Genomic DNA, 26,050 nt, shown 5'->3' with positions numbered 1-26,050 from the left:
TTTTTTTCCGTGTATTTTTGTGAGCAATTGGAATGTCCAAAGACAGTCAATATATCGATAGTTATTATCAGGCGACCATCAATCCGTTGCCTTTGCAACCTCAACTGGATCAAGACGTAGAAGCTGATGTGTGTATTATCGGCGGTGGGATGACTGGTTTAAGTGCAGCCATTGAGCTACGCCAGAAAGGCTATTCAGTGGTGGTGCTGGAATCGAACCGTCTTGCCTGGGCGGGTTCCGGCCGAAATGGTGGTCAGTGCCTTGTTGGTTACTGCCTCGGTCTGCGTGAAGTTGATGAAACTTATGGTCCGCAGTGGGGTAAACAGCTTTGGGACCTGTCTTGTGAAGCTGTCGATATTGCTCGTGACCGTATTGAGAAATTTAATATTGATTGTGGCTTCCAGGAAGGTTACATCGAACTTGCTCTGAAAAAGAGTCAGGAAAAAGAACTGAAATCCTGGCTTGAGCTGAAGCAGACCCGTTATGAATATCCAAGCGCAAGTTGGTGGGATAAAGATAAGATCAACGAGGTAGCGCATACAGAACGTTACCTGGGTGGTTTGTACGATTCTAACAGTGCTCACATGCACCCTCTGAACTATACGCTGGGTCTGGCAAAGGCTGCGATGGAGCTGGGCGCTTCTCTGTATGAAAACAGTGCAGCGGTGAAGATTCAAAAAGGCCAGCCTCATGTAATTCGTACTGCTAAGGGTAGCGTAAAAGCTAAGCAGGTACTTCTGGCTTGTAATGCTTACCTGGATGGACTGGATCGCAAAGCTCAAAGTGTTGTGCTGCCGGTTGCATCTTATATTGCCGTTACCGAGCAACTGGGTGACCGTCAGCCAATCAGCAATATGATGGCGATGTCGGATCTGAATAACTGTCTGGATTACTATCGTCCGACACCGGATGGCCGCATCCTGTTTGGTGGTGTTAACCATCCTTTCAACGGTGAATACAGCGATTCTATGGAGCGTCTGCGCCAGCGCATGATTAAGGTGTTCCCTCAGCTGTCAGATGTGAAGATGGAATACCACTGGGGTGGTTTGTTTGCTGTAACCCGCTCTTACATGCCGCAGATCGATCATTTGGGTAATGATATCTACACCGCGCACGGTTATACCGGCCACGGTGTTGGCCTGACGAATATTGCCGGTAAAGTTGTAGCTGAGGCGATGTCCGGTAATGCAGAACGCTTTGATGTGTTCGCTAAAATTAAGCACGGCTGGATCCCTACGCCGCAAATTCTGCGTACACCGGCACTGGCTATGGCAATCTGGAAAGCCAAGCTGGAAGATGCACTGGGAAGCTGATATTTTCCTTTGTTATATAAGGGCGGCCATCAGGTCGCCTTTTTCTTATATCAATCCTCATTTTTTATTCCCCCAAACAGCCTCAAAAAAAGCTCAAAAAACTTGTGATGTGTTTGGTGGCTGACTCTTTGATTATTCAGTTTTATTTCCTGATTTTATCCTTATTTACTGTGCTTGATTAAATACCCTGACCATCTGACTTAACAGGAGATGTTAGATGGAATTGAAAGTATTGATGGCAGAGTTTTGCCAGGACTATGGTATCGATCTGATCGAGCCGAATGAGGAAGGTATTGTCACTCTGGCAATCAATCAGGATACAGTTCGTCTGCACCTGCAGGAACACAACGGAAACCTGGTTATCTTTTCTCAAATCGCGACATTATCGGAAGAAACAACGGCAGAGCAGCTTAAGCAGATTTTGTCAGCTAACTATTTCTGGCTGGGTACGAAGGGCTTTACTATTTCACTGGCTCCGGAAACCGATATGTTGATCGCAAGCCGTCAGGATGCCCTGGTTGCAGTTCAGTATGAAGGCTTCGCGGCCATCATCGAAGCTGCGGTTGAAGTGGTTGAACACTGGCGAAAAGTGATTGCCGATGGTTTCAAATCGGTGGAAAGCCAACAGGCTCAACCGACATTTACGGCCACGATGGTGTAGGAGACGGTTATGAATCCTTCATCAGTAGGCAATGCGTCGGCACAGGTCCCGCTACAGGACTTTATGAAGTATGCCAAAGACTCCGAAACGCGCTTGCTAGCGAAAGACGGTACGGTCGTAAAGGCAGATTCGAAAATTGATGATATTCACAGTCTGGTTTCCAGCAGCAAGGCTGATCAGCTAAAACAAGAAAACAAAATCACCGGACAGGCGTTCAAAGATGCGTTGGTTCGTGAGCACTCAACAGATGGTCGCGATGCTTTCAGTCCGCTGGAATATAATTTGCGCAAAGGTGAGCCGATCACCCGTCGCAATGTTCAGGAAGTTAAGCAGGTGCTTCAGCAACTGAAAATTTCGCCTGACTCTTATAAATGTCTGCAGGATTGCTTCAAAACAGCCGGTAAAGATCCACGGATGATTGCCTTGCTTGAAGACTACAAGCCGGGCTGCTTTGACGGCAAAGTGAAGAAGCTGGGTAAAGAGCATGTTGTTAAACCAGCAACAGATGTGCTGAACGATACCCGAGAGGGGAAAGTCGGTAAAACCGCATTGAAAGCGGTGAAGTACGTACCTGTTATCGGCAATTTCGTCAGTATCGCTGACAAGTGTGTGACCGCCAATAATGAATGTGACAAAGAGCTGTTTGCCGGTCGCATTGGTGAACTGGCTGAAAACGATGAAACCCGCAACTCATTTGCTCATAACCTGACAGATGTGCTTTATGAAGGTCATGAAAAACAGGCGCGTAAAGCCATGTTCTCGACTGCGGTGGATTTCATTTTCATGCCGCTTGGTGCCATTAACATGGGCCCGGCAGGTAAAGTGGGGATCAAGCCGATCGTCAACAGCGCGGTTGATGCCACGGTGACCAATACTGTTGGCAATATGGCGGCCAAGCAGGCTTATTCGTTAGGCCTTAAAGGCGCCAAAACGGCTGTGAATTATGTGGCTCCTGAGGCGGCAAATAAGGATGACAGCTACAAGCGCATCGAAATTGGTATCCTGCCTCATATGGAAGCCACTCATAACGATAAAGAAAAATCGTTTGATTTCACGGATGTCAACGTCGTCAGAGCGTTACTTCGCTATCTCGGCCCTGCTGAAGATAAGGTGATGACCGAAGGTGAAGCCGGTTTCCAGCCGAAAGATCAGGACAAAGAACTGGAGCTTAACCGTATGGTTCTGAAGACCATGCTGGGTTCCTCAACATCTGAAGATTTAGTTTTTGGTGAAAAAACAGGCAAAGCTTCGGATAAAGCACTATTGTCATTAATGAACGACATGGATGGTGTGCTAGGTAAAGTGATCCACGGTGTAAATACCGGGGAATCACCAAAATTCCCTGGTCGGGGCGAAGAGCTGAACCAACAATTCGAAGCTGTGAAGGCTGATGGTGTACCGAGTTACCTTCGCATGCTTTACCTCTCTGAGGGATGGATGCGCCCGTAGTTTTGAGACAATACGGAAGCTGTTCGTGACAAAACATTTCGGATTGTCAGGGACATCGGTTCCTCTGGCACAAAGCGACCTTCAGTGAGCTACTGTCGGTCGCTTTTTTTACTTCTGAATAACCTCATTCCTCTGTTTGAGTTTTCTCAAGCCATCAAAATTGCCTCAAAGTTAAAAACCTTAATATATCAATTGCTTGGTAAATAATTTTGAACTGTTGGCAAAACATGATTCCAACTTATTTGAGCCTTTTTTGAGGATTTGCCTGCTGCGTAATGTTGCAATGGTTACCCGATAAATCAGGTGTGGAATCAATAGTGATGACGTTGGCAGCACAGCTTAAAAACTTCTCTGCAAAGTATCAGGTTGCGACTCAGTCCCTTGATGATGTCGAGGTATTGCTGGTCGACAACGTATTGGTACAAGTTTTTTCAGATGAGGCAAAAGTAGTGGTTCCTGTCGTTACGTTATCGCCACTGCAAAAGCATCCGGAGCAGCTAAATCAGATAATGCTTGGCATCCTGCAAAAAATGGCACTGGTTGCACATCAGACTCAGGTTGAATTAGTTGCCGAAAATAATCAGCTTGTGCTGTTACGCCGCCTGTTCTCAGATGCAGGTGGTGAGTGGGATCTTGAATTGGCTATTGAACAAGTTGTCTGGGCTGCTGAGGTTATGCGGGCACAACTGCAATTATCAGCGGGTTCCTCGGAAATTCGGCCGCTGTTAGCTGAATCAGTATTGCGCAGTCATATGGTGTTTGTTTGATGTTACAGAGCTTGTTTGATGTATTGCCCTATGTGCTGCGCCGCTTATGTACGGTTTTGCTGATTTTGTTGGCCACTTGCGTGTTTTATTTGGCATCAGCCAGTTCTGTGCGTGCTCAGCCACTCCCGAGAGGCGGATATCAGCATCTTGGTCAGAACGAGCCACTGGCTGATGTCCTGAAAGGCTTTGCTGCAAATTATGGCCTGTCAGCCGTGATCAGTGAGTGTATTACGGACAAGTTTAATGGTCAGGTTTCCGCAAAAACGGCGAACCATTTTTTGAGTCAGCTTCAGGCCGCTTACGGATTTATCTGGTTTCGCTATGGCAATACAGTCTATTTCAACTGCGGGAGCGAAATGCAGACTCAGGTGCTGAGCCTTAAGCGCTTGTCGCCGATGGTGCTGAAAAAAGGGATGGATCAAATCGGCCTCGATCTGAACCGTTTTGGCTGGCGTGCTTTGCAGGATAAAGGCTTACTGCTGGTGTCCGGCCCTCCCCGTTTTGTTGATATTGCACAGCAGGTTGCTATCGGTCTGGATGAGCAGGCGAAGGTGAAACAAGCAGAAGAGATGAAAACGTTTGTGGTTCCGCTCTATTTCGCCTGGGCTGATGATCGCCAAGTGGGGGACGGAAAGGCGGTGCCTGGCGTGGCGACCACACTGAGAAAACTGATGGGCTATGACGCACAGGATGCAGTGGGGCGGATTGAAGCTGACGCCAGCCGTAATGCGGTGTTGCTGCGGGATACTCAAGCCAATATCGATAGGTATATCAGGATGATCCGGGCCATGGATCGGGCGCTGAAGCAGGTGGAAATCGGCGTCACCATCATCGATATCAAAGAAGATGCGTTGGAGGAGTTTGGTATCGATTGGGGCATTAACGGCTCTTTCGGGAACGTTAATGTTCAGGATGGGGTGATCAGCGGCGTGCTGGGTGACGGACTGAATATTTCCACCATTCTTGGTTCCAATATCTCCTCGCTTTTGTTTCGGATTAAAGCACTTGAAAGCGAGAATAGGGCGCAATTGCTTTCCCGTCCGTCGTTGCTGACTCAGGAGAATACCGAAGCTGTGCTGGATAACAGTGAAACCTTTTATGCCCGTGTGACGGCGAAAGAAGACGCACAGCTGGTGCCGCTTACTGCCGGAACACGATTGACTGTGACACCAAGGGTGATTCCGGATCGCAGCGGCGAAGTGGTGAAGCTTGATATTCAGATCACCGACGGAAAAACCACCGAAGAGCGGGTAGATGATCTGCCGACAGTTAAATCCAGCTTTATCAAAACCGAAGCCATGGTGCGAAAAGGCGAAAGCTTGTTGATTGGCGGCTATTTTGTTGATTCACAAACCAAGGGAACAGACAAGGTTCCGATTCTGGGGGATATGCCTGTAATCGGTGCGCTGTTCAGTAAAGAGAAGAATATGACCAGCCGTATGGTGCGATTGTTCCTGATCCGCCCGAAAGTCCTGGCTCCTGGCTTAAACAATATGGCTGAGGCCAGACAGCAATATCCTGAACTTGCTCTGGTTCCCGAGACCGAGCTTGCTGACATGCACCTTCAAAGCAGAAGAGCGATGACTTATATCGCCGAAATTGATGCATTGCAGCGCGCATTCACTCTGTCTGGCCAGCGTAAATTGGCAGGTAACTGACATGACGATATGGAAACTGAAAATACTCTCCGGCAGTCATTCCGGTGCTGAGATGACAACTGAACAGACCGGTATTTTACTGGGGGCTGACCGCAGTCAGGCTGACTGTGTGCTGTCTGATTGCGGTTTTGCGCCAGTGGTGTGCCAGTTGACACTGACAGATGAAAACCAGGTGATGAGACTGCTGGTAGATCAACCCTGGTATCTGGATGGCAAACGACAGAAAGCGAGTCTGGCACGAATTAAGCCTTATCAGGTGATTCAGGTTTGCGGTGTGGCATTTGCGATTGGCCCGGCGGAAGAGCTTTGGCCGGTTTTGAGTGTGCCGACAATCCGACAGCGGCGTGTTCCGTGGTTGGGGCTGGCACTGTCCGGCGTATTGGTAATGGGCAGCTTGTCGGCATCCTTGGTGATGTCTTCTAAGTATTCCCGCACTAAGCGTCCGACGGCGGAACAGCTGTTGGTAGGACTTGAGTATGACACGGTAGAACTCAAGCCGTTGAATGATCGCTGGGTCTTATCCGGCTATGTCAAAGATAAACCGAGTTTACAGGAACTGCAGGAATCGCTGACAGAATCCGGACAGCCGATTGAGTGGCGGGTTTACCGGACAGACAGCGTACTTGGTGCTGTCATGACCTGGCTTGATGAGCACGGCTTGGCCCGACTGGATGTCGAGGTTGATACCCATGGAGTAGGGCATATCCGCGGGGTATTGAAAGACAGTTTTGACAACAAGTTATTAAGTGAGTCTTTGCTTGCTGATGTTCCCGGCCTGCGCCGGATTGAGTGGCAGACGGTTCGAATTTCAGAACTGATCAGCTGGCTGCAACAGGGGCTTTCAAAGCATCGCCTTAATCGGCTTATGGTTGCTGAAACTGACGGCCACATATACCTGACCGGTAAGCTGGATGATGAGGGGAAGACACGTCTTTCAGTCATGTTAAAGCAAGCTTCTGATCTGTTTGGCAAGCAGTTACCTGTTACTTATCAGGCGTTTTTATTGCCGGACAGTAAACTGCCGTCGATACGGGCAGTCAGTTTAAGCCGGACGCCTTATGTGGTGATGTCGGACGGTCAGAAATACCTGACCAATGCCGTTATCGGTGACGGTTATGTCATTCGGGAAATTACAGCAGAAGGGATCGCCATTGCCCGTCAGGGCAAGCAGTGGTGGTTACCGACAGGAGGTTAAATGTTGTCAGATATTTCTGCTGTTATGCAGCACTTTTCCCGGTTTGAACAAGCATTGGTTTACGCCGAAAGCCAGTTATCCCGTCCTTTGCCTCCTGCAAAATTTGCACAGATGACTCGCTGGCATCAGGCGTTGTCTCTTGCTGTTGACACTTTATTGAAGCAAGGGGCGTCTGAACAAGTCCAAGGCAACAAACAAGTTATCGCCGGGCAAGATTTATTAGTACCAAGCGATTCAAGACAAAAAAGCGCAAGACAAGGAATGAGTGATAATGAATTTCGACACCATCAATCAGGGGCTTGGCAAAGTTATGGAAGCCAAGGATGCGGAGCTGACCCGCTTTTCGACCGAAATGGACCCGCGCCGGCCAGAGGATTTATTGCAGTTCCAGAAACTGGTGAGCGAGTGGTCTATGGTGATGGGGCTGCAAAGTGCCACGATCAAATCCGTCAGGGATGCGTTACAGGGCATTATTCAGAAGATGTAGTGCGCGGACTGGCGGATTTGGCTTTGTATCTCGGCGGTCAGGCAAGGTTTGCCGATGCGGAATGCCTGCTTGCTCCGATCTTTGAGAACGAGGACGACGACTGTGAACTTGTGCCGAATGACCCGAAGCAAAAAAGCTACCAGCGTAACGTTGCCACGATCATTCGTGCACTGTGTCTGTGCCAGGTAAATGAACACCGGCAGGCGGTGACTTTACTGGCTCAACAAGATTGTAACGAGGGGCAGGTGTTTATAGCGCTTGCTCAGCTATTGAATGGTGAGAACTTTGCGGCAGGGACGACATTACTCAATTCCGGCCAGGTGATACCGGAAAGCCTTATACCGCTTGGCGAACAACTTTCCAGGGAGATAAACCATGGTTGATGCTATAGGACCGATCCAGTCGTCATTTGTTCTGCCGCAGCAGAGTGTTTCCAGCGTCAACCTGGAGCAGTTGTTTACACATCAGCTGGAACAAAGTACTCAGCCGATGGGAGAGGCGATGGTTGAAGGGATCCAAAATATCAGAACGGATCTGGATGCTCAGGCGGAGCAGATTCAGGCCCGTCTTAATGATAATCCGGAAATGTCACTTCAGGATCTGATCCAGGTGCAAATGGATCTTTCCCGCCTGGTACTGGTGGAAGAAACCCTTGCCCGCTCGGTGAGTAAGTCGAGTCAGAATGTTGATACCTTGCTTAAGAGCCAATGATGATGTTTGTTTTTTCTCGTTTATTTCGCCCGTTTTATTTTGAGAACTTGTCCGGATTTGAATTCTGTCGCTTCCTGCATTCTCTGAACAAGCTTTTCAAGATTAAGACCGGCCAGGTATTGCTGCTATCTGTATTCTTGTGCCTGACTGGCTGTAAGGAAAACCTCTATTCCAACTTATCTGAATCTGATGCGAATCAGATGCTGGCATTGTTGCTTAATAACGGGGTGGATGCTGAAAAAATGGGGGCAAGCACCGGCACTATCAGCCTCAGGGTAGAGAAGTCACAGTTTGCTTATGCGGTTGAGCTGTTAAAACAAAAAGGTTTTCCCCGTCAGCAGTTTGCCACTGTGGAAGACCTGTTTCCTCAGGATGGTCTGGTGGCTACACCGACTCAGGAAAAAGCCCGTTTCGTCTACGCCCTTTCTCAGGCACTAGCTGAAACACTCAACCAGATTGATGGTGTGATCAGCGCGAGGGTACATTTGGTGATGCCCGAAACTGAAAGGGGACAGAAAACACAGCCATCCTCGGCAGCGGTCTTTATTAAGCATGCTCAGAATACCGATGTGAATCAGTTGATCCCGCAGATCAAAAGTCTGGTTCAGAGCAGTATCGAAGGCCTCAAGTATGACGATGTTCAGGTGGTGATGGTCGCCGCTTCTGCACCATCTCAGGTGCTGGCTCCCTTGAATATTGAGGCTGCAGCATCACCGCCGTGGATGTTGTACGGCATTATTGCCGTGCTGTGTTTGTTAGCGCTTTCGCTTACCGGTGGGCTTTGGTGGCAGAAGAGGCGGCAGGATAAGCAGGAACTGGAGGCGTTAGAGCGTGTTACTCAAACCCAGTGACAGCAAGCAGACACTTTCGCTGAAACACGTACTGCATTTCAGTCAGGTTATTCCCCCCAGGCAGGTCTCCAGGCTATTGGATGACGCCGGGCTTGGTGAATTAAATTGGCAAAACTACTCAGCAAGGCAGCAATCATGGCTGAATCAGGGACTGTTGGAGTCCTGTCGGTTAATGGAAGACCTGCCTCAACTTGATGCTCGTCTGCCTGAGAGTTCGCCTGACGCTCATCAAGCTCCTGGAGATGACCTGCCATATTTTTGGAGCTTATTGCCCTGGGTTGTACTGGAAGATGTGTTGACCCTGTGGTGCGCCTGGTATCACCTCGGCGCTATTTCCCTCATTATCAACCGCGCTGATCTTGATGCGTTTCAGAACTTGCTGGGGGATGATTATGAATGGCTGATGGCGCATGGAAGACTTCATCCTGCGAACCCCAACCCAGTTATTCATGCGTCTTCAAGGTCATTTCGCTCGCTGTTCCAGAAAAAGCTCGGGGAAAAGCTCGGCAGAAAACATCGAACCAGCGAAATGACTGATAACTCCCACTCCCCGATTCTCAATGCCGCACACTGGCCGCAACAAAAAGCCCGTACGATTTCTTCTCTTCTTCATTCTGTTACCCACTCCTGGCCTCACTTTTGGAAGGAAATGATGTTTTTGAAGTGTGCTGTTAAAGCTGATACCGCAAGTTCAGGCAAGGGGCGACAAATAGCGTTTTCAGCGGCAGTGCCGAATGGGTCAGAGATGCAACTTGTTCAGGGCGTGACAGTATCACCGAGTTTAATGTTTTGTCTTGAAAGGAAATATCCCGAATGGTTCGAGTGGTTGAAGCAGAGTCTGCAATAAGTGCAGGAATGCATGGACAGAAGATTGTTACGGCGAATGAGCTGGGATGCCGCAGGCAGGCAAAGGAAATAGTAGAGCAGGCGAATATCTCGGCGCAGGCCATTGAAGCTAAGGCCAGGGATCAGGCCGATGCCTTATTGAAAAAGGCCTGTAGCGAAGCAGAGGCCCAAAAGGCGCTGAATCTTCTTGAGCTGGAGCAGCAACACAGGCAGCGCTGGCAGGAAACGATGAACAGCCTTGAGTCATCATTGTCCGGCATTGTCAGCGATGGAATGCAGGCACTACTTGAACAGACGCCGGACGAGCAAAAAGTTCAGGCTTTGGTTTCTCATGCTCTGCGTAATGTACGTGAAAGGCAGAATCTGATCGTTCGGGTTCCGGAGTCCTGTCTGCCGTTAATCAGCAGTGCGTTTCCGGATCTTCAGTGTGAAGTGAGCAGCAATCAGCTTCTGGCCTGTGAGGTCGAGCTGGGCGACACCCTGATTGTGGCTTCAATGACACACCTGGAACAACAGCTTGAAGCGCGTTTACTGACTGACTCTTCCGGTCAGTAAACGTCAGCGAAAAAGAAAAACACAATAACGACAATAGAAGAGGGAAATATGAACAAAGAAGCATGGCAACAAGCGCTTTCCGATGTCACAGGTGTGATGCTGGAATTTGACGAAAATGATGCGGCGTCACTGCAACTGCCGGTTTATTCGCTGGTCGCTAATTTCTATTACCGACGTTCCGAAGTGGTGTTATACAGCGAAGTTGGCTGGATTGGCGAAACGCCGCCAATGGAACTGTTAAAGGCGAACTGCATGTGGCAGCAGACTAATGGTGCAACCCTCTCTGTTTTTGAGGAAAACCGGGTTTTGCTCGCCGTAACGCTACACGAGGCAATGGCACCGCACTGGCAGGCAATGTACGACAGATTTGTTCAGGCTGCTGCTTATTGGGCTGAGCAGCTTTCAGGCAGCGAAAGCGATGATGGAATATCGACCGACAACGAGTTAACCATTGCTCAGCTCGCCGGCGCATTTTTCGTATGATAAGGAGATCACCATGGTTAATGGAATTAATACCGGCTTCACCCAGGCTCTGAACCGAACTCAGCTATCAGATAATCATTCGTCTTCCGTTCAAAGCGCTGGATTATTACCTCCGGCAAACGCGACTGAGTTGCCCTCAATTGAAATACCTTCCACCAACGATACCGCTTCACGAGTATTATCAGGTTCGCACTTAGAACACTTCAACCATCTGCCTCAGATGACCCGAGATTTGCTGATGGCAACACCATTCATTCAGCAGCAGAAAGAGCCGCTGGATGATAAAGCGTTTAAGCAGATTATGGCAGCCGCCGGGCAGCTTGAAACGTATGATGGACCCAAAGAGCGGCTGCAACTGACAGCAGATACCTTGTTAGGGAAAACTTACTCTGTCGGTGATTTAAATTTAATGAGCAAAGCCTTGGCTCATCTTGAACAGCAACCATTTTCCGCGGATGTAAAAGAGAAAATGGGAGATGCGTTATATGCGCTGCGCAAGCTTGATGTTAACTCAGACGCAAAAACTTACAGTAGTGCTTATGAACGTTTGAGTGAACTGGCTGATGCAATGCCCAAGGATCAGGCTCAGACGGTGTCAGTTCGCCTTATCGCTGAACAGGTTCGTAGCGGAGGGATGGAGAAACTCCGCGATGAGTTTAAACAAAGCCTCCGGGAGCAAATGCAACCGCTGACGAAAGGCGGGTCAGAAAGAGCGGCTTCATTCTCATTTAATATCGGTGGTGCGCTGGGGTTGCTGGGTATTAAGGCTGGCTCGGCGACCGTTGGGCTTAAGTATGATGTTAAGGTCACTGGCAATGACGACACCCGGATTCGAGCCAGCCATAAAGGTACGCTGGAGCTTGGTTTTTCCGCTGGTCCCGAAGCAGACGATAAATCGAAACTGAGTGTGGCTTTGAAAGGCAGTCTGGGGGTAGGTAAAACACAAGCTTTCTCTAATCTTGATGGTTTTATTGATTACCATGCCAACGATATGTTGGTTTCCTTTGCCGGTGACGGGGTGAATAAACTGGCGAATATAAAAGGGATCAGGCAAGTCCGTCAGGCTGATGCTCAGATGCGTGAAGTGATTAGCCACCGTCCTGAACTGGCTAAACAGCTTATACATCAGGGGCTGCTGTCTCCGGGAGAGAAAATTCAAGTCATACCTAAGCATGCACCGACGCCAATAGAGGTTAAGAGTGTTAGCCTCGATGGCAATGTATCGATTGAAGCGACGCTGGCAGAGTTTGCTGGTATCACCACCGGAGCACAAAGTTCGATAACCAATACGACTTTCACTAAGCATGCTAATTTGCTGGATGTGCTGATGACAGAACCGGGCAGAATTGAAAGTCGTCCCGACAAGTTTTTCTCTGTTTCTGTTCCTGAACCCTATATGGCTTCAAATGCGAGTGAGGCTTTGGGGCAGCGCACAACACTGGCTGGAAACAAAGGTAAACAGTGGATAGAAAAAATTCAGCAGGAATTGGAATTCTTGGCAAAGAAACATGCCGAAGATCCGCTAGGGCAAGATGATCACCGTGTAGAGATGTACATGGATCAGCTCGCAGCAAAGCGTAATGAACTGAAGAATGTAATAGTCACACTCAAGCAAGAATACGATGCGTATCTGGATGTGGTTAACCGTTATGATGCCGTACGTCAGGATAAGGAAAGCCATACTCTTAAGGGTGATTTAGCTCGGGTAAAACATGCTTTTGAAGGTAATCGTGGTGTGGAAGGTCGAGGTGAGTACCTGCGAGCCGTGATGTGTACTCATGCGAAGTTAAATCAGGCTTATATGGCCAGTTTCGTAAATGGTGATGTGCCGCATCTTATCCCACATGAAGCGCCGTTTAATGAGTATTTAACTAGTGTCGTTGATGACTATTCTACGCCGCAGTTGAATCTAGAGCAGAAAAAACATATCGATAAGAACCTGACGTTGACATCCGGCGCACAAAGTACGGATAAACAAGCCAGTAAATCTTTTTCTGCAAAGCTCGATATACCGCTGGTGGGCAAGAAAGAGGTCGGGATAACGGTACGTTATAACAAGATTGAGGGGCATATTAATCCTGATAATGATGGCGATTACCTTAATGTTGCTATTAAGGCTGATATTCCGGCAATGACGGACAGGGCAACGGCAATTAAAGGCTTGTTTAAAGAAGGAATAGGCAAGTATCTCAGTAATAACAACCTGAGTTATCAGGAAATCGCGGGGCTGGACGAGTTAAGTGTCAGTGGTTCTCTGGGCAGTAGTACCCAATTGGAAGGGAATTTTGTTCGCGGAGAAGACGGTAAGTACCACTTGCAATATGTTCGGGCGACAGATTCTACATCGTTAGGCGCAAGTGGTTCAGTCACCGCCGGGGTTGTAACAGTTGGTGGTGGTGTCTCTATTAGTGGTAATGATCACCTTGCTGAGTGGATTGGTGATAACACGCTTTCTTACCTGCAAACCAAATATAATGGCTGGCAGAATGGCCAACAAATGCAGTTGTGGGAGCAGTACACAGCAAACCATCATTCAGGGCTGGGGAACATTTTTGACAGGGTTAATGACCATTCCTCAAACCTTGCTAAGGAGCTGGATAAGCGAGCACAGGAAATACCAAATGGTAATGAGCTAAAAGCACTGTTGCAGGAAAAAGCCGCTCAGTATCATGAAGCAAAAACGCCGGAGCACTTTGAGCATGCAATGGATGCGCTTAATGCATATTTCAAGTCTGAATATCAGGCATATAAAGACGAGAGTCAGGAACGGTTATATCCCAAATATAATGACAGCTAAGCGAGTCTGAGAGTTTGTCCGGCCAGTAAGTTACTGGCCGTGACAATTCGATGGAGCAGAAAATCAGGCGGCAGATTTAATATGCTTCTTCACTTTTTTTAGCGCCATTTGTCTTTTTAACGGCGACAAATAGTCAATAAACAGTTTGCCTTTGAGGTGGTCAATTTCATGCTGCATTGCAATAGCAAGAAAATCATCACGCTCAATTTCGAATTTGTTACCCTCACGATCCATGGCGGAGATTGTAACTTTTTCAAATCGCTCAACATCTGCGTAATAACCGGGAACAGACAAACAGCCTTCCTGGCCGGAAACCGGATTTTCGCCGCTGACGATTTCAGGGTTAATCAAAATGAGTGGATCGTTTCTTTCTGGTGAGATATCAATAACGACGATAGCTTCAGAGCGACCAACCTGCGGAGCCGCAAGGCCGATACCGTTGTCAGTGTGGTACATAGTATCCAGCATATCATCAATCAGTGTTTGTACGGCACTAATGTCTTTAACTTCAGTCGCTTGAACCTTAAGTTTTGGGTTTGGAATGGTAAGTATATCTAATACTGCCATGTCACCTTGCCTTGTCGTAGTGAATTAAAATTAGCAAACAAAATACATTAATTCCGCAATTGATACCAGTCGATGACGTTATCAGTGAAGATAAGAAAACGAGGACACTGGATATAATATAGCGAGTGATAGCTTAGTTGTTCTGACTTGAATATATAAGTTAAATAAGGCCTCATAAGAGGCTTTATTTAATTACCCGTTTTTTGCTTGTTATCAGAGGCTTTATTTTGTTGTTTCACTTCTTCTTTATTTTGTTCTGGTTTTGCAGTTAATTGCTGACCACCTTCATTACCGTGAAAAAGCGGGACAGGAAAGTCTGCTATATCTGACTCGAATAATTTATATCGCTCGCGCCCTTTTTCTAAATCATCAGGGCTGGGAACTGGAGCATCTTCCAATAATTTATCCCGAGCTTCCCTTATATTAAGGAACTGGTCTGTAATTCTGAATAACTCTTCTTTATCGTCATCAGTAATTTGGATTAAGTGTACATCGCGTAAAGCATCCAGTTTCCCAGATAAGACTTTCAGCATCTTATAAGCAGTTTTGCTTGATTCAGCATGCTTCGCCGGCTCCATAATAGCGGCAATGGAAGCAAGAATTGCGACAATAAAAGCGATAAACCCCGTGATAAAGCCGTTCTGTGCCAGCAGGCTTCCGCCAGTGACACCACCCAGGATACCAATGGTGATATTAAGGATCAGGTTAACTCTGTGCCAGTGACGATAGCGGGCATGATGGCTGTAAGCGGCCATCAGCATCCTCTCTTTAGTATCGGTTATCTCTTTTATCAGGTTCTCTTTCAGGCTCATTTTCACGCACTTAATCGAAATGATAGGGATGAATAAAATATAGCTTAGTTCAGAGACAAGAACGTATGAGGTCAAATATAAGAAACTAAATTCTCATAAATTATATGCGCACTCAATTTAATAAAACTTGGTTTATATGCTGATGATGTAGAATGAATAATTTGAGTTTAATTTATACGGTGTTGATCTTTTTCACAAAAAACTTGCGTCTAAATGTTTCTTTTGTTTGTTTTTGAGTCGTCTTTTCTATATTTTTGTGCGCTTTGGTCGCTATTTATAATAAAGAAACGACTGCAGTTTTGTACAGATAATTAGTCAGGGAAGTCATCTGGGGAAATTTCAAATAATAAATTAGGTGAAAATGTTTAATTTCAGAAATTTAAAAGTAGGAGCCAAATTAACCATTGGTTTTGGCTCCGTGCTGTTGTTGACGGCTTTTGTTGCCTTAAATGGCTTAATGGGTTTTTCGACCTTAAGTGAAGATGTCAGCATTGCAGATGATGTTAACCGTATGGTGAAGTTGATCAAAGAAGCTCGGATCAATGAAAAAAACTATGTGTTACGTGAGACTGTAGAATCTGTAAATGGTGTTGATTCTGCAGTAAAAGATATCAATGCGTTAGTAATAAAGACGAAAAAAGGGATCAACAATCAGCAGGAATTGTTGACTCTTGATCAAGTAGATGACGTTACCCGCACTTATCATCAGGAATTTAAGCAATTTATTGTGCTGAAAAAACAGGCGAATGAAGCATCAAGTGAAATGCGCAAGCAGGCTCGGGATGTTGATACTTTGCTTACAGAAATTCGTATTGATCAGAAAGCGTCATTTGAAACCTTGCTGAATGCAAATGCGAGCGCTGGTGATATTCGTCAAGCTGTTGAGATTGCGGATGCCGCTAACCGTATGATTAAGTGGATGCTTGAGGCTCGAAGAGCGGAGAAGAACTATATTCTGTCTTTGGATGAGAAGTATGCCGCAGCGGTTAAGAAGCACATTCGCAACATGAATCAACTGATGGCAGACGTTAAAGTGCAAAGTCGCTCAGCTTCTGGTGATCAGAGAATTAACTCAGTTACGTCTGCGGTCAGCCAGTATCAGCAGGCGTTCACTAACTATCTGGCAACGCAACAAAAGATGGAGCAGGCTAACGAGAACATGTTGGTTCAGGCTCGTAAAGCGGAAGACCTGCTTAACGAAGCTCGCAGCGTTCAGAAAAAGCATTTGGCTGAAGATATCAGCAAGGTAGAAACCATTAACTCAGCTTTGGCGCTGCTGGCGATTATTGCCGGTGTCGCGGTTAGTGTTTTGATTACCCGCCAGATTGCACTTCCGTTGCAGGAAGCGGTAGGTATCACTCAGCGTATTTCTGATGGCGACCTGACAGTCGATGTTAAAAATGACCGTAAAGATGAAATTGGCGAGCTGTTTGCTGCAATGCAGACGATGGTGCTGTCACTGCGTGAAATTCTGGCTGGCTTATCTGACAGTATCAACCAGATTGCGACTGCGTCTGAAGAGCTGTCGGCAGTAACTACCCAGACGAGTGCAGGTGTTAATGCCCAGCGCGGTGACATCGAGCAGGTGGCTACGGCGATGACTGAGATGAATGCGACTACGCAAGATGTAGCTAATCGTGCAGACATGACGTCAGACGCTGTAAAACAGGCCTACGAGGAGACTCAGAAGGGTAGTCGTCTGGTTGCTGATACTGTGCAGGGTATGCGCACGCTGGCCGATAATGTTGAGCAGTCTGCTCAGGCCATCGATCAGGTTCGTGCTAACAGCGAAGAGATCGCCTCTGTATTGGATGTGATTAAGAGCATCGCTGATCAGACTAACCTGCTGGCACTGAATGCAGCAATTGAAGCGGCCCGAGCTGGTGAACAAGGGCGTGGTTTCGCTGTCGTTGCAGATGAAGTTCGCTCATTGGCGCAGAAGACTCAGGATTCGACGGTTGAAATTGAAACCATGATTAACACCCTGAAGTCGGGTACGGTAAGTGCTGTTGATGAGATGCAAAGCAGCCAGACACAGGTTCAGCAGATGGTTAATATGGCCGAGCAGGTGAACGTATCTCTTGACGTTATTACCAAAGAATCAAGCACTATCAATGATATGAATATGCAGATTGCGACTGCTTCCCGTGAGCAGAGCAGTGTGGCGGAAGATGTGAATATTCGTGTGAATGCGATTCAGGAAGTGGCAGACCAAACCGCCGCAGCTTCTGAGCAGACATCAGCTTCAAGTGCGGAGTTGGCTAAACTGGGTGAAGCTCTTCAATTGCTGATTCAGCGTTTTAAGGTTTAACGCTCTTACTATTTTGTGAATAAACAGGGCTGCAATATTTGCAGCCCTGTTTTTTATTTCAAATACGGGTTTTCCGACCACAGATACAACAATTCATAAGCGATCGTTGCCGCAGCCAGCGCAGTTATCTCTCCGTGATCATAGGCTGGCGCAACTTCTACAACATCCATGCCCACGACATTAATTCCCTGCAACTGTCGAATGATCTTAAGCACTTTATCACTGGTCAATCCGCCACAAACCGGAGTACCAGTTCCCGGGGCATAAGCAGGATCCAGACAATCAATGTCAAAAGTCAGGTACACAGGACGGTTGCCCACGGTTTGCCTGATTTGTGCCGCAATCTCTTCTGCGGACATGTTATTTGCCTGCATGGCATCAATAACATTGAAGCGATGGTCAGGAACGTCATATTCAGTACGGATACCCACTTGCACAGAATGATCAGCCGATACCAGCCCCTCATTAGGAGCGTGGTAGAACATGGTGCCGTGATCATACCGGCTGCCGTTGCTGTAAGTATCGGTATGGGCATCAAAGTGAACCAGTGCCATTTTACCGTAATGTTTTGCATGGGCTCTCAGTATCGGCAACGTAATGAAATGATCCCCGCCAAAACAGAGAGTGGTTTTACCCTGATTGATGATTGCGCTTACTGCTGCTTCAAGCCGGGTTGTCAGATCTTCGGCATCGCCCAAGTCAAATACCAGATCCCCGGCATCAACCACTGTTCTGCGCTCAAACAGGTTATATTCCCATGGATATTTTTTGCCTTCCCATGCCAGGTTCACCGAGGCTCTTCGGATAGCGTCCGGCCCCATTCTGGCACCGGAACGCCCTGACGTTGCCAAATCCAGTGGCACGCCCAGCACGACGACATCAGCCTCTGAGACCAGCGGATTAGAGACCAGAGGACGGCGCAGAAAGGTCATCGCATTGGAATAGAGCGAATAATCTGTCTTTGAGAATAGATCTTGCACTTAAAATCCCTCCAGATAAGTATATCCGGCCAAACCCTGCTCAAGTTCATCAAGCACATTTTGCTGTTCATGTTCCGCAACCTGACTGCTTACCAGTTGCTTATAGTTTTCTCTGATTGCATCCACATCAAGGTGAACGTAACGCATCATGTCTTTCACTGCATCACCCTCACTTACAGATTCAATATTGGCTGCCCCTGACTCATCAACATTAACAACAACGCTGTGGGTATCACCAAAAAGGTTATGCATGCCTCCCAGGATTTCCTGATAGGCACCGACCAGGAAAAATCCAACCAGATACGGCTTATCACTGCGCCATGGCGGAACCGGTAGTGAGTTTTCAATCCCTTGTCCTTCTACATACTGTTCAATCGCACCGTCTGAGTCACAGGTAATATCCAGCATTACCGCCCTTCGCTCAGTCGATTGACCTAAACCGCTTAATGGCAGAACAGGGAAAACCTGATCAATACCCCAGACATCCGGCAGAGACTGGAACAACGAGAAGTTAACGAAGAACTTATCAGCCAGTCTCTCACTCAATTCATCCAGAATCGGACGGTGGAAGCGGTTTCTGGTGTTCATTTGTAAATTCAGTTCGTAACTGATCCTCAGTGCCAGTTGTTCTGCCCATGCTCGTTGATGGAGAATGAGCACACCGGTGGCGAATTGGTTATGGGCTTCAGCCAGGTCGCTCTGGGTATCGTTATAAATCTCAATCAGTGCTCTGTCGTCGTTTTTCTCTTCCAGCAATTGCCAGTTACGCCACATGTTATGAAGCAGCAGAGGGGCTTCACTGTCCGGCGCTGAAATGTCTTCAGGCCGATATGCTTCATTGCCAATTACGTTGGTAACCAACACTGCGTGGTGAGCTGTGATTGATCGGCCTGACTCTGAGATAATGGTCGGCATTGGCTGCGAGTATTCCCGGCAGACATCACCGATTGTCATCACAATATTCCGGGCATATTCAGCCAGGCTGTAATTCATCGAGTTATGGGACTGGCTTCGGGTTCCGTCGTAATCTACAGCCAGACCACCGCCCACATCCATGTATTGAATCTGAGCGCCGATATCACGAAGTTCACAGTAGAAGCGAGCCGCTTCACTTACACCATTGCGCACATCGCGAATGTTTGCCAGCTGTGAACCCAGGTGGAAATGAACAAGTTGCAGCACATCAAGCTGTTTTTCCTCTTCTAGGCGTTTCAGTACAGTCAGTACTTGTGAAGCCGACAGTCCGAACTTGGATTTGTCGCCGCCACTTGCCTGCCACTTGCCTGCACCCTGAGAGGCAAGACGAATCCTCAGACCAAGCCGTGGTGTTACACCAAGCTTTTTTGCTTCATTGAGTACCAATTCAAGTTCAGACAGTTTTTCCAGTACGATGAATACACGATGGCCGAGCTTTTCACCAATTAATGCCAGGCGAATATATTCTTTGTCCTTGTAACCGTTACAAACGATGACCGAACTGGCTTGCTGAGCCAGTGCAAGTACAGCCATCAGTTCTGGTTTACTACCGGCTTCCAGACCTAACTGTTTGTGTTCCAGCTGCTTTTGGCTTGCCAGAATCGCATCTACGACGTCTTTCTGTTGGTTAACTTTTATCGGGTACACCAACAGGTAGCGGTTGTCATACTGGTAGTCTTCAATAGCCTGATTAAATGCCGCACAGATACTATGCACACGCTGGTGGATGATCTGCGGAAATCGGATCAATGCTGGCAGGCTTAAATTACGTTGTTCAAGCTGTTGAGCAATCTGGCTCAGGGGAACTTGATGAGCGCAATTGCTGCGCGGTGAAACATAAACTTCACCTTTCTCATCAATACCATAAAAATTCTGGCTCCAGTACTTTACGTTATACTCGGTACGCACACGATCCAAGTCGACTGAATGTTCCATTACGTGTTTCTCACAAGGAAAAGATGATAAACACCCTCAAAAGGGCTGCCTGACATTCCTGATGTCGCGTGCATTAACGTTGAATACTGCTCGTAAGTCCAACAATGAAATTTCATCGTTATGATGAAAAAAATACGCTTTACGAGGAGCTGTCTGTGGTGATTTATTGGGTAGTTTTTCTGTGGAATGGAGAGTCAGATAATAGGTGGTAAAAGTGAGATGAATTTGAAAAGCCCGCTTATTTTGAGCGGGCTTTTGTTTGCTTATTTAGAGTAAATCAAGCGGTACGCGTTTTCTTACCAGACATTTTTGCACCAAACATGTTGATTAGTGCACCGGCAACGATTAAGCCGCCACCGATATAGGTCTCGAAGGCCGGGTATTCTTGAAACAACATAATACCGAGGACGACCGAGAAGATAATCTGGACATAGGAGTAAGCCGAGGCTTTGCTCGCATCCTGAGTTTGCATAGCTTTGGTTAGCCCCAGCTGTCCGACCTGAGTGAAAAGGCCGACCAGGATCAGCAATCCGGTTAAGTAGAGATCCGGCATTACAAAACTGTCACCGATAAGCAGCACCGAGGTTGGCAAAGCTATCAGCGGGAAGTAGAAGATGATTACCGAACTGTCTTCAGTTTTGCTTAGCTTTTTGACGATAACATAAGCAACTGAACTGGCCATGGCGCCAAACAGGGCAATCATAACACTGAATAGCGGTAATTCTGCCGGGTTATTTACATTGATGGTTGGCTGAACGATGGTATACAAGCCCAGCATACACAGTACAATGCAGACGACAGACGAAAACTGGATGCGCTCTTTAAGAAACAGAACGGCGAGCAGCGCAGTGAATACTGGGTGGAAGTACTGCAAGATGGTAGCTTCTGCCAGTGGCAGGGTGGTAACGGCATAATAGACGCACATCAGTGCGCAGGTTCCGATTACACCACGTAGCAACAACAACTTCCGGTTGTTCCCCCAGATCGACATCCTTTTGCGTTTGACATCCAGGTAGCTGATAACAAGCGAGACAAAAGCACGCGCGGCGACGATTTCAAAAACGGGAATACCGTGGGTGCTGACCAGCTTAACGCAAGCGGTCATCAGAGCGAACCCCAGCGCCGAGAGCAGCATAAAACGCACGCCGACAGGGATATGTTGGTTAAAAGTTGAGGTCATGGAAGTTAAAAATATATCAGGCAACAAGAGAGAATAAGCTGCTGATTATCCTCTTGTCGGGGCAATATTCAAGTTAATCAGTGTCCTGAAAGCCACCGCTATCCGTTTCTCAAAATCAGAAAAGAAAATGGATAGCGATGTTCTTTAACTCTGGTGAAACGTTACCGGGTTATTCCACTGCATTGATTTGATTACGCATAATCGAAATTGATGTGGCGTGTTTAATGGTTTCTTCACCGATCTGGTGCAGGTCATTGGTGATTTCATTACTGGATTTCAGGAAGGTCACCGTATCGATCGCACTTTGATTAATATCGCCCATCGCGTCTTGTATCAGCTTAACTTTCTGCGAAGTGGAATCCATTTGTTCAGAGAGCGTAATGATTACGTCTGAAATTTGCTTGATACGCTTGATCAAGCCTGACACATTTTCATTGGAGTTATGCAGCGAATCCTGAGTGTTTTTTGCCAGACCGCGAACCTCATCCGCAACAACGGAAAATCCCCGGCCGAACTCACCAGCGCGTGCTGCCTCAATGCTGGCATTCAGCGCTAACAGGTTAGTCTGATCAGCGATCTTGTTGATGATCGACAGTATCTCACTGATGCTGGCAACATCGTCATTCACGGCGCTGACATCATCAGTCAGTGAATTGGCTTCACTGGCCAGTGTATGAACGAGGTTGGTAAACTGACCCAGATCTTTGTTCAGTTCAATTGAGTTTGAGCTGATAGATTCAATCGCCTTTAGTGCGTCGTTTGTTAACGATGTTGAGTTTTTTGCTACATCCATCGTCTTCATGTTGTCCTTAATAATATCGTCCTGAATATTAATAAGCAGGCGCTGTGCCATAGAGCGTAACTCTTTATTGTACAGGGAGTATTTACTGTAATCTAAGGCAAATGAACCGTGAGACAGTTGCTGTGGATTTTCCCTTTTGTAGAAGAAAATCGCACTGAGGGTTTCGTTGATATTGACACCATGCAGTTCACCAAAAGTCGAAAATCCGGCTGCCGGAAAGCTGTTAAAACAGGTCAAGTTGGAAAGTGCATGACTGTTTTGCAAACGGCGCAAAATACAGTCGAAGAACACTCCACCGACAGGTTCACCATGGCGGCGACGCAGAGAGGTATAGTCTTTTTCGGTTTGCTCGACAAAGTTGGTTCGCTTCATCAGGTGTAACTCAGTACCCAGTGGCGTGTTACAGAAAAAGCTGATTTCCTGATTGTTCAAATCAATATCTGATATTGAACGAATAAAATAATCATCACCGATTTTGGTTGCAAACGTGTAGTCAGATAAAACATCTGGCAGTTTATCCTGTGAGCAGCGGAAATACTGGCTTAAAGCTGACGTCGGTGTTGTCAGTTCTTTATTTTTAGGATTGATGAATGATTTTACTTTTCTGGTGGCAGAACAGGAATCGGCAATAAACCAGGAATCACTAACCGGTTTAAAGTTCTGGGTTTTAAACAGCTGATAATCAAATTCAGGCTGTAGCTCGACAAAAATAAAGATAGCGTGTTCGTTGCGTATTGCCTTGCCGTCATGGAAAGGGGCTGATTTGAAATCCAGCTTACCTGCCGAAGAACCACCAACGAACGGAATCGGGAACAATGCTGATTCATAAATGGCTTCCATCAGCCAGTCTTCACTGTTTGTTAAACCGTTCACTAAAGTGAAAGCAAACATGTTTTCAGCGTTTAAGTTTTTGCTGATGTGGATTCTTTTCAGTTGCTGAATCAAATGATCAACGCGTTGTGAGTCTGTCAGCTCTATTTTGCCCTGTTTAATATCGCTGCAAGGCAACTCGATTAAATGGGTTTGAGAGAAAGCAATCAGTCGTTGGGAGAAAAGTTGAAGGACGATTTTGTCTGATTGTGAGCCAGAGTAAAAAGGCGATTGTGATGAAGAAAGCTCGCCGGCTGTGGATGTCAGAATAACGTTTCCTTGTATTTGCCGTGAAACGCTTCTGTTAACCTCATTCAGGTTAATATGGGTTGGCACATACCCTAAGACTAAAACAGTGTTAAAAGAGGGAAGCTGTTCTTTGAACGCGGTCAGCTTAGATTCGATTTCGTTTAATTTACACTCAATAACTTTAATGACTTCTGAGCTGTTATTGATATCCCTTTCAGCAATCTTGCTTTTTCTGAATTTTCTAAAGAACATAACCTGAATTCACATATAACTGTATCAGCAATCGCTGAAGTGGAGAGAAAAGGCTGACTCTCACAAATCCTTTATAATTATCAAAATATCTATTGATAATCCGAATACTATACCATGAAATGCATAAGTATCCAGTGACCTATGGTTTTATGCATGTTTTATCTGTCAGGGAGGAATATCCTGATTACCAAAATACGTTTTACACCAGCGTTTGGCGACAAAGCGATTACAGCCGAGTCTCCTCAATGATTTAAATTGATTACTTTTCATCATTTTCCAACATTTTCAGCCAGTTGATGACTTCAGCAACCGGTTCAAACAGATGGGCTGGAATGGCGTCGTATAGATCAACTTCGGCATGTAACGTCCGGGCGAGTGGAATGTTTTCCAGTACCGGAATACCTTCTTGTTCAGCCAGCTTTCTTAGTTTTTTTGCCTGAACGCCTTTGTACTTGAGGGAAACTGCCGGAATCTTGCAGTCTTCTTCGTCATAACGCAGACCGACAACCAGATGAGTCGGGTTGGCAACAACGACAGATGTTTTCTTTAGTTGCTTAGGCATGGAGTTGGCCTGAAGTTCACGGTGAAACTCTTTTCGCTTACCTTTGATCTCCGGATTGCCTTCACTGTCTTTAAATTCGCGTTTCACTTCATCTTTGCTCATTTTGAGTTCTTTCTCGTGGTTGTAGCGTTGGTAGAGCAAATCGAGCAGCGCAATCAGAATCAGCGGTGAAATCACGAACAGGCAAAGCAACAGGAAAAGTTGTCCGGCAACCGGAAGCAGGGCCTCTGTCGGGTTATAAGGCAACAACAGAACATCGCGCAGATGGAATCGCATAACCAGTGCAACCATCAGTCCCAGAATCAGAATTTTCAGTAGTGAAATGAAGAACTCCACCAGGTTTTTGGTAGAGAAGATTTTTTTAGCGCCGGATACAGGATTGAGTTTATTGATATCGATTTTGAGGGCTTCCGGGGCAAACAAAGGCCCGAACTGACCGATGTTGGCAACAATCCCCGTCAAAACAATCGCCGCGAGAAAAGGCGCGAGCATTTCCATAATCAATGTCAGGGTCTGCTGCATCGCGACTTCGGCTGCTTTGCTGAACGGTAAATCAATCAGTCTTGTTGGCAGGGTAAACAGGGCTTCAAGTTTTATCATCAGACGACTGTGGTCGATAACCAGCCACATGATGGTGACCAGCATGGTTGCCAATGACGGAATTTCTTTACTCTTCGCAACCTGGCCTTTTTTACGGGCATCGCGGACTTTTTTGGGTGTAGGCTTTTCGGTTTTTTCACTCATGGCATCCACATCCTGAGTTGATCACTAAAAGCTGCGATATCCGTCAGGCGGATCATAAAGGCATCGAAAAACAGGCTGATGTATAGCAGGAGCACAAACAGGGCGATACCGCTCTTGATTGGCATTGCCAGAAAGAAGACGTTCATTTGTGGCGTAAAGCGGTTCATCAGGCCAAGACCAAACTCGCTCAGGAACATAGTGATAACCGCCGGGGCAGCCAGTCGCCAGGTGATATCCATTAGTTCTGAAAAGCACTGGAGCACCAGCGTTACTGAGCTGAATGCAAGTTGAGGCGGAAAGCTGGTGACAGGCCAGAGCAAGAAGGTCTTATAAAAGGCGCTGAGCCACAGCAAAATGCTGCCGGTAATGAAGAACAGGCTGGTTCCGGCATGGTTGAACAGGATGCCGAGCGGTGAAGTTTGATCGCCGGACAAGGGATTTAAGGTACTCGCCATTGAGGCACCGCGCTGGTTATCAATCACAAAGCCGGCACTTTCGATAGCCCAGAAGGGAATGGCACTGACAAAGCCGATAAACAGACCGATAACCGCTTCTTTGGCGATGAGTCCGATCAATAATGTTCCTGACTGGATTTCGGCCAAATGCGGGATCACGCCTGGAAATAGCGGCAGGGCAAGCGCAGCTGCTATGCTGTTCCTTACCACGGCTCCACCAAGCAACTGTTTGGCGAACCCCGGGATCAGGATCAGCGCGATCATGAAGCGCGGTAGGCACAGGCTAAAGGCCATTAGCAGATCAGAAAGGCCGTTCATAATAGTTCCGGCAGGCTGTCAAAAAGCTGAAGACTGTACTGATAAAGCTGGCTTCCCAGCCAGTGAGCGGTGAAGAACAGTACCATGATCACGGCGATTAGTTTGATCACGAAAGATAAGGTCTGTTCTTGCACTTGTGTCAGAGCCTGAAGCAGTGCTACCAGCGTACCGACCATCGCGGCAGCCACTATCGGCGGAAGTGATAACAACAGAACCAACTGAATGGCTTGTGCTGTCATGGCGATCAGTTCAGCTTGTCCCATT

The 26,050-nt window shown here is 47.0% G+C and carries 23 protein-coding genes; 14 read left to right on the top strand and 9 right to left on the bottom strand.

The features are described 5' to 3' along the window. Window positions 1-32 precede the first annotated feature (32 nt). From C942_RS03950 to C942_RS03890, 13 genes are all read left to right on the top strand, one after another. Entirely contained in the window at window positions 33-1,313 is a 1,281-nt protein-coding gene (locus C942_RS03950) for an NAD(P)/FAD-dependent oxidoreductase (RefSeq protein WP_007462701.1), read from the top strand. Between the two features lie 217 nt (window positions 1,314-1,530). After that, window positions 1,531-1,974: a type III secretion system chaperone gene (locus tag C942_RS03945; protein ID WP_007462699.1), complete on the top strand. Its 444-nt coding sequence runs from the start codon at window positions 1,531-1,533 to the stop codon at window positions 1,972-1,974. 9 nt (window positions 1,975-1,983) lie between these two features. Continuing rightward, the gene (locus C942_RS03940) at window positions 1,984-3,423 is read left to right on the top strand and encodes a hypothetical protein (RefSeq protein ID WP_007462698.1); all 1,440 of its coding nucleotides are present in this window, start codon (window positions 1,984-1,986) and stop codon (window positions 3,421-3,423) included. A gap of 275 nt (window positions 3,424-3,698) precedes the next feature. Further along, window positions 3,699-4,190: a hypothetical protein gene (locus tag C942_RS03935; protein ID WP_007462696.1), complete on the top strand. Its 492-nt coding sequence runs from the start codon at window positions 3,699-3,701 to the stop codon at window positions 4,188-4,190. Continuing rightward, window positions 4,190-5,848, top strand: a complete 1,659-nt coding sequence (sctC, locus tag C942_RS24275; protein WP_007462694.1) for a type III secretion system outer membrane ring subunit SctC — start codon at window positions 4,190-4,192, stop codon at window positions 5,846-5,848. Before C942_RS03935 ends, sctC begins: the two co-directional genes overlap by 1 nt. A gap of 1 nt (window position 5,849) precedes the next feature. Next, window positions 5,850-7,043 (top strand): type III secretion system inner membrane ring subunit SctD, encoded by a 1,194-nt coding sequence (gene sctD / locus C942_RS03925; RefSeq protein ID WP_007462692.1) that lies wholly within the window; start codon window positions 5,850-5,852, stop codon window positions 7,041-7,043. Then, window positions 7,044-7,913, top strand: coding sequence for a hypothetical protein (locus tag C942_RS25785; RefSeq protein WP_036798679.1), 870 nt, complete (start codon window positions 7,044-7,046; stop codon window positions 7,911-7,913). Further along, window positions 7,906-8,241 carry a type III secretion system inner rod subunit SctI gene (gene sctI / locus C942_RS03915; RefSeq protein WP_007462687.1) on the top strand — a complete coding sequence of 112 codons (336 nt, stop codon included), beginning with the start codon at window positions 7,906-7,908 and terminating at the stop codon, window positions 8,239-8,241. The genes C942_RS25785 and sctI overlap by 8 nt, the downstream gene beginning before the upstream one ends. Further along, window positions 8,238-9,092, top strand: coding sequence for a type III secretion system inner membrane ring lipoprotein SctJ (sctJ, locus tag C942_RS03910; RefSeq protein WP_083882301.1), 855 nt, complete (start codon window positions 8,238-8,240; stop codon window positions 9,090-9,092). Before sctI ends, sctJ begins: the two co-directional genes overlap by 4 nt. Continuing rightward, the gene (locus tag C942_RS03905) at window positions 9,073-9,939 is read left to right on the top strand and encodes a hypothetical protein (protein ID WP_007462682.1); all 867 of its coding nucleotides are present in this window, start codon (window positions 9,073-9,075) and stop codon (window positions 9,937-9,939) included. Before sctJ ends, C942_RS03905 begins: the two co-directional genes overlap by 20 nt. Continuing rightward, window positions 9,906-10,493 carry an HrpE/YscL family type III secretion apparatus protein gene (locus tag C942_RS03900; protein ID WP_007462680.1) on the top strand — a complete coding sequence of 196 codons (588 nt, stop codon included), beginning with the start codon at window positions 9,906-9,908 and terminating at the stop codon, window positions 10,491-10,493. The genes C942_RS03905 and C942_RS03900 overlap by 34 nt, the downstream gene beginning before the upstream one ends. A 48-nt stretch (window positions 10,494-10,541) precedes the next feature. After that, window positions 10,542-10,976 carry a type III secretion system chaperone gene (locus C942_RS03895; protein WP_007462678.1) on the top strand — a complete coding sequence of 145 codons (435 nt, stop codon included), beginning with the start codon at window positions 10,542-10,544 and terminating at the stop codon, window positions 10,974-10,976. Window positions 10,977-10,989: 13 nt separating this feature from the next. Then, window positions 10,990-13,773, top strand: a complete 2,784-nt coding sequence (locus C942_RS03890; protein ID WP_007462677.1) for a hypothetical protein — start codon at window positions 10,990-10,992, stop codon at window positions 13,771-13,773. 63 nt (window positions 13,774-13,836) lie between these two features. On the opposite strand, the gene def is transcribed toward C942_RS03890, so the two are convergent. Beyond that, window positions 13,837-14,340, bottom strand: coding sequence for a peptide deformylase (gene def, locus C942_RS03885; RefSeq protein WP_007462676.1), 504 nt, complete (start codon window positions 14,338-14,340; stop codon window positions 13,837-13,839). Window positions 14,341-14,528: 188 nt separating this feature from the next. Next, window positions 14,529-15,152, bottom strand: a complete 624-nt coding sequence (locus C942_RS03880) for an SLATT domain-containing protein (protein ID WP_007462675.1) — start codon at window positions 15,150-15,152, stop codon at window positions 14,529-14,531. A gap of 361 nt (window positions 15,153-15,513) precedes the next feature. Between C942_RS03880 and C942_RS03875 the strand changes: the two genes are divergently transcribed. Beyond that, on the top strand, window positions 15,514-17,463 hold the full coding sequence (locus C942_RS03875; RefSeq protein ID WP_007462674.1) for a methyl-accepting chemotaxis protein: 1,950 nt from the start codon (window positions 15,514-15,516) through the stop codon (window positions 17,461-17,463). Window positions 17,464-17,516: 53 nt separating this feature from the next. On the opposite strand, the gene speB is transcribed toward C942_RS03875, so the two are convergent. The 7 genes from speB to sctS all read right to left on the bottom strand — a co-directional run bounded on the left by speB (window position 17,517) and on the right by sctS (window position 26,049). Continuing rightward, the gene (gene speB / locus C942_RS03870) at window positions 17,517-18,443 is read right to left on the bottom strand and encodes an agmatinase (RefSeq protein ID WP_007462673.1); all 927 of its coding nucleotides are present in this window, start codon (window positions 18,441-18,443) and stop codon (window positions 17,517-17,519) included. Continuing rightward, on the bottom strand, window positions 18,444-20,354 hold the full coding sequence (gene speA / locus C942_RS03865) for a biosynthetic arginine decarboxylase (protein WP_007462672.1): 1,911 nt from the start codon (window positions 20,352-20,354) through the stop codon (window positions 18,444-18,446). It lies immediately after the preceding gene. Window positions 20,355-20,631: 277 nt separating this feature from the next. Next, complete coding sequence (locus C942_RS03860; RefSeq protein WP_083882300.1) at window positions 20,632-21,534, bottom strand: DMT family transporter; 903 nt, start codon at window positions 21,532-21,534, stop codon at window positions 20,632-20,634. Between the two features lie 169 nt (window positions 21,535-21,703). Next, window positions 21,704-23,707, bottom strand: coding sequence for a methyl-accepting chemotaxis protein (locus tag C942_RS03855; protein ID WP_007462670.1), 2,004 nt, complete (start codon window positions 23,705-23,707; stop codon window positions 21,704-21,706). 259 nt (window positions 23,708-23,966) lie between these two features. Further along, window positions 23,967-25,013 (bottom strand): type III secretion system export apparatus subunit SctU, encoded by a 1,047-nt coding sequence (gene sctU, locus C942_RS03850; RefSeq protein WP_007462669.1) that lies wholly within the window; start codon window positions 25,011-25,013, stop codon window positions 23,967-23,969. Then, entirely contained in the window at window positions 25,010-25,786 is a 777-nt protein-coding gene (gene sctT / locus C942_RS03845; protein WP_036798676.1) for a type III secretion system export apparatus subunit SctT, read from the bottom strand. Before sctT ends, sctU begins: the two co-directional genes overlap by 4 nt. After that, window positions 25,783-26,049 carry a type III secretion system export apparatus subunit SctS gene (gene sctS, locus C942_RS03840; RefSeq protein ID WP_007462667.1) on the bottom strand — a complete coding sequence of 89 codons (267 nt, stop codon included), beginning with the start codon at window positions 26,047-26,049 and terminating at the stop codon, window positions 25,783-25,785. The genes sctT and sctS overlap by 4 nt, the downstream gene beginning before the upstream one ends. Between the last annotated feature and the right edge of the window lies 1 nt (window position 26,050).

The organism is Photobacterium marinum (assembly GCF_000331515.1).
GTDB classification, from domain to species: Bacteria; Pseudomonadota; Gammaproteobacteria; order Enterobacterales; family Vibrionaceae; genus Photobacterium; species Photobacterium marinum.
Note: the sequence above shows the minus strand (reverse complement) of the source record. Positions and strands in the feature narration are given on the sequence as shown.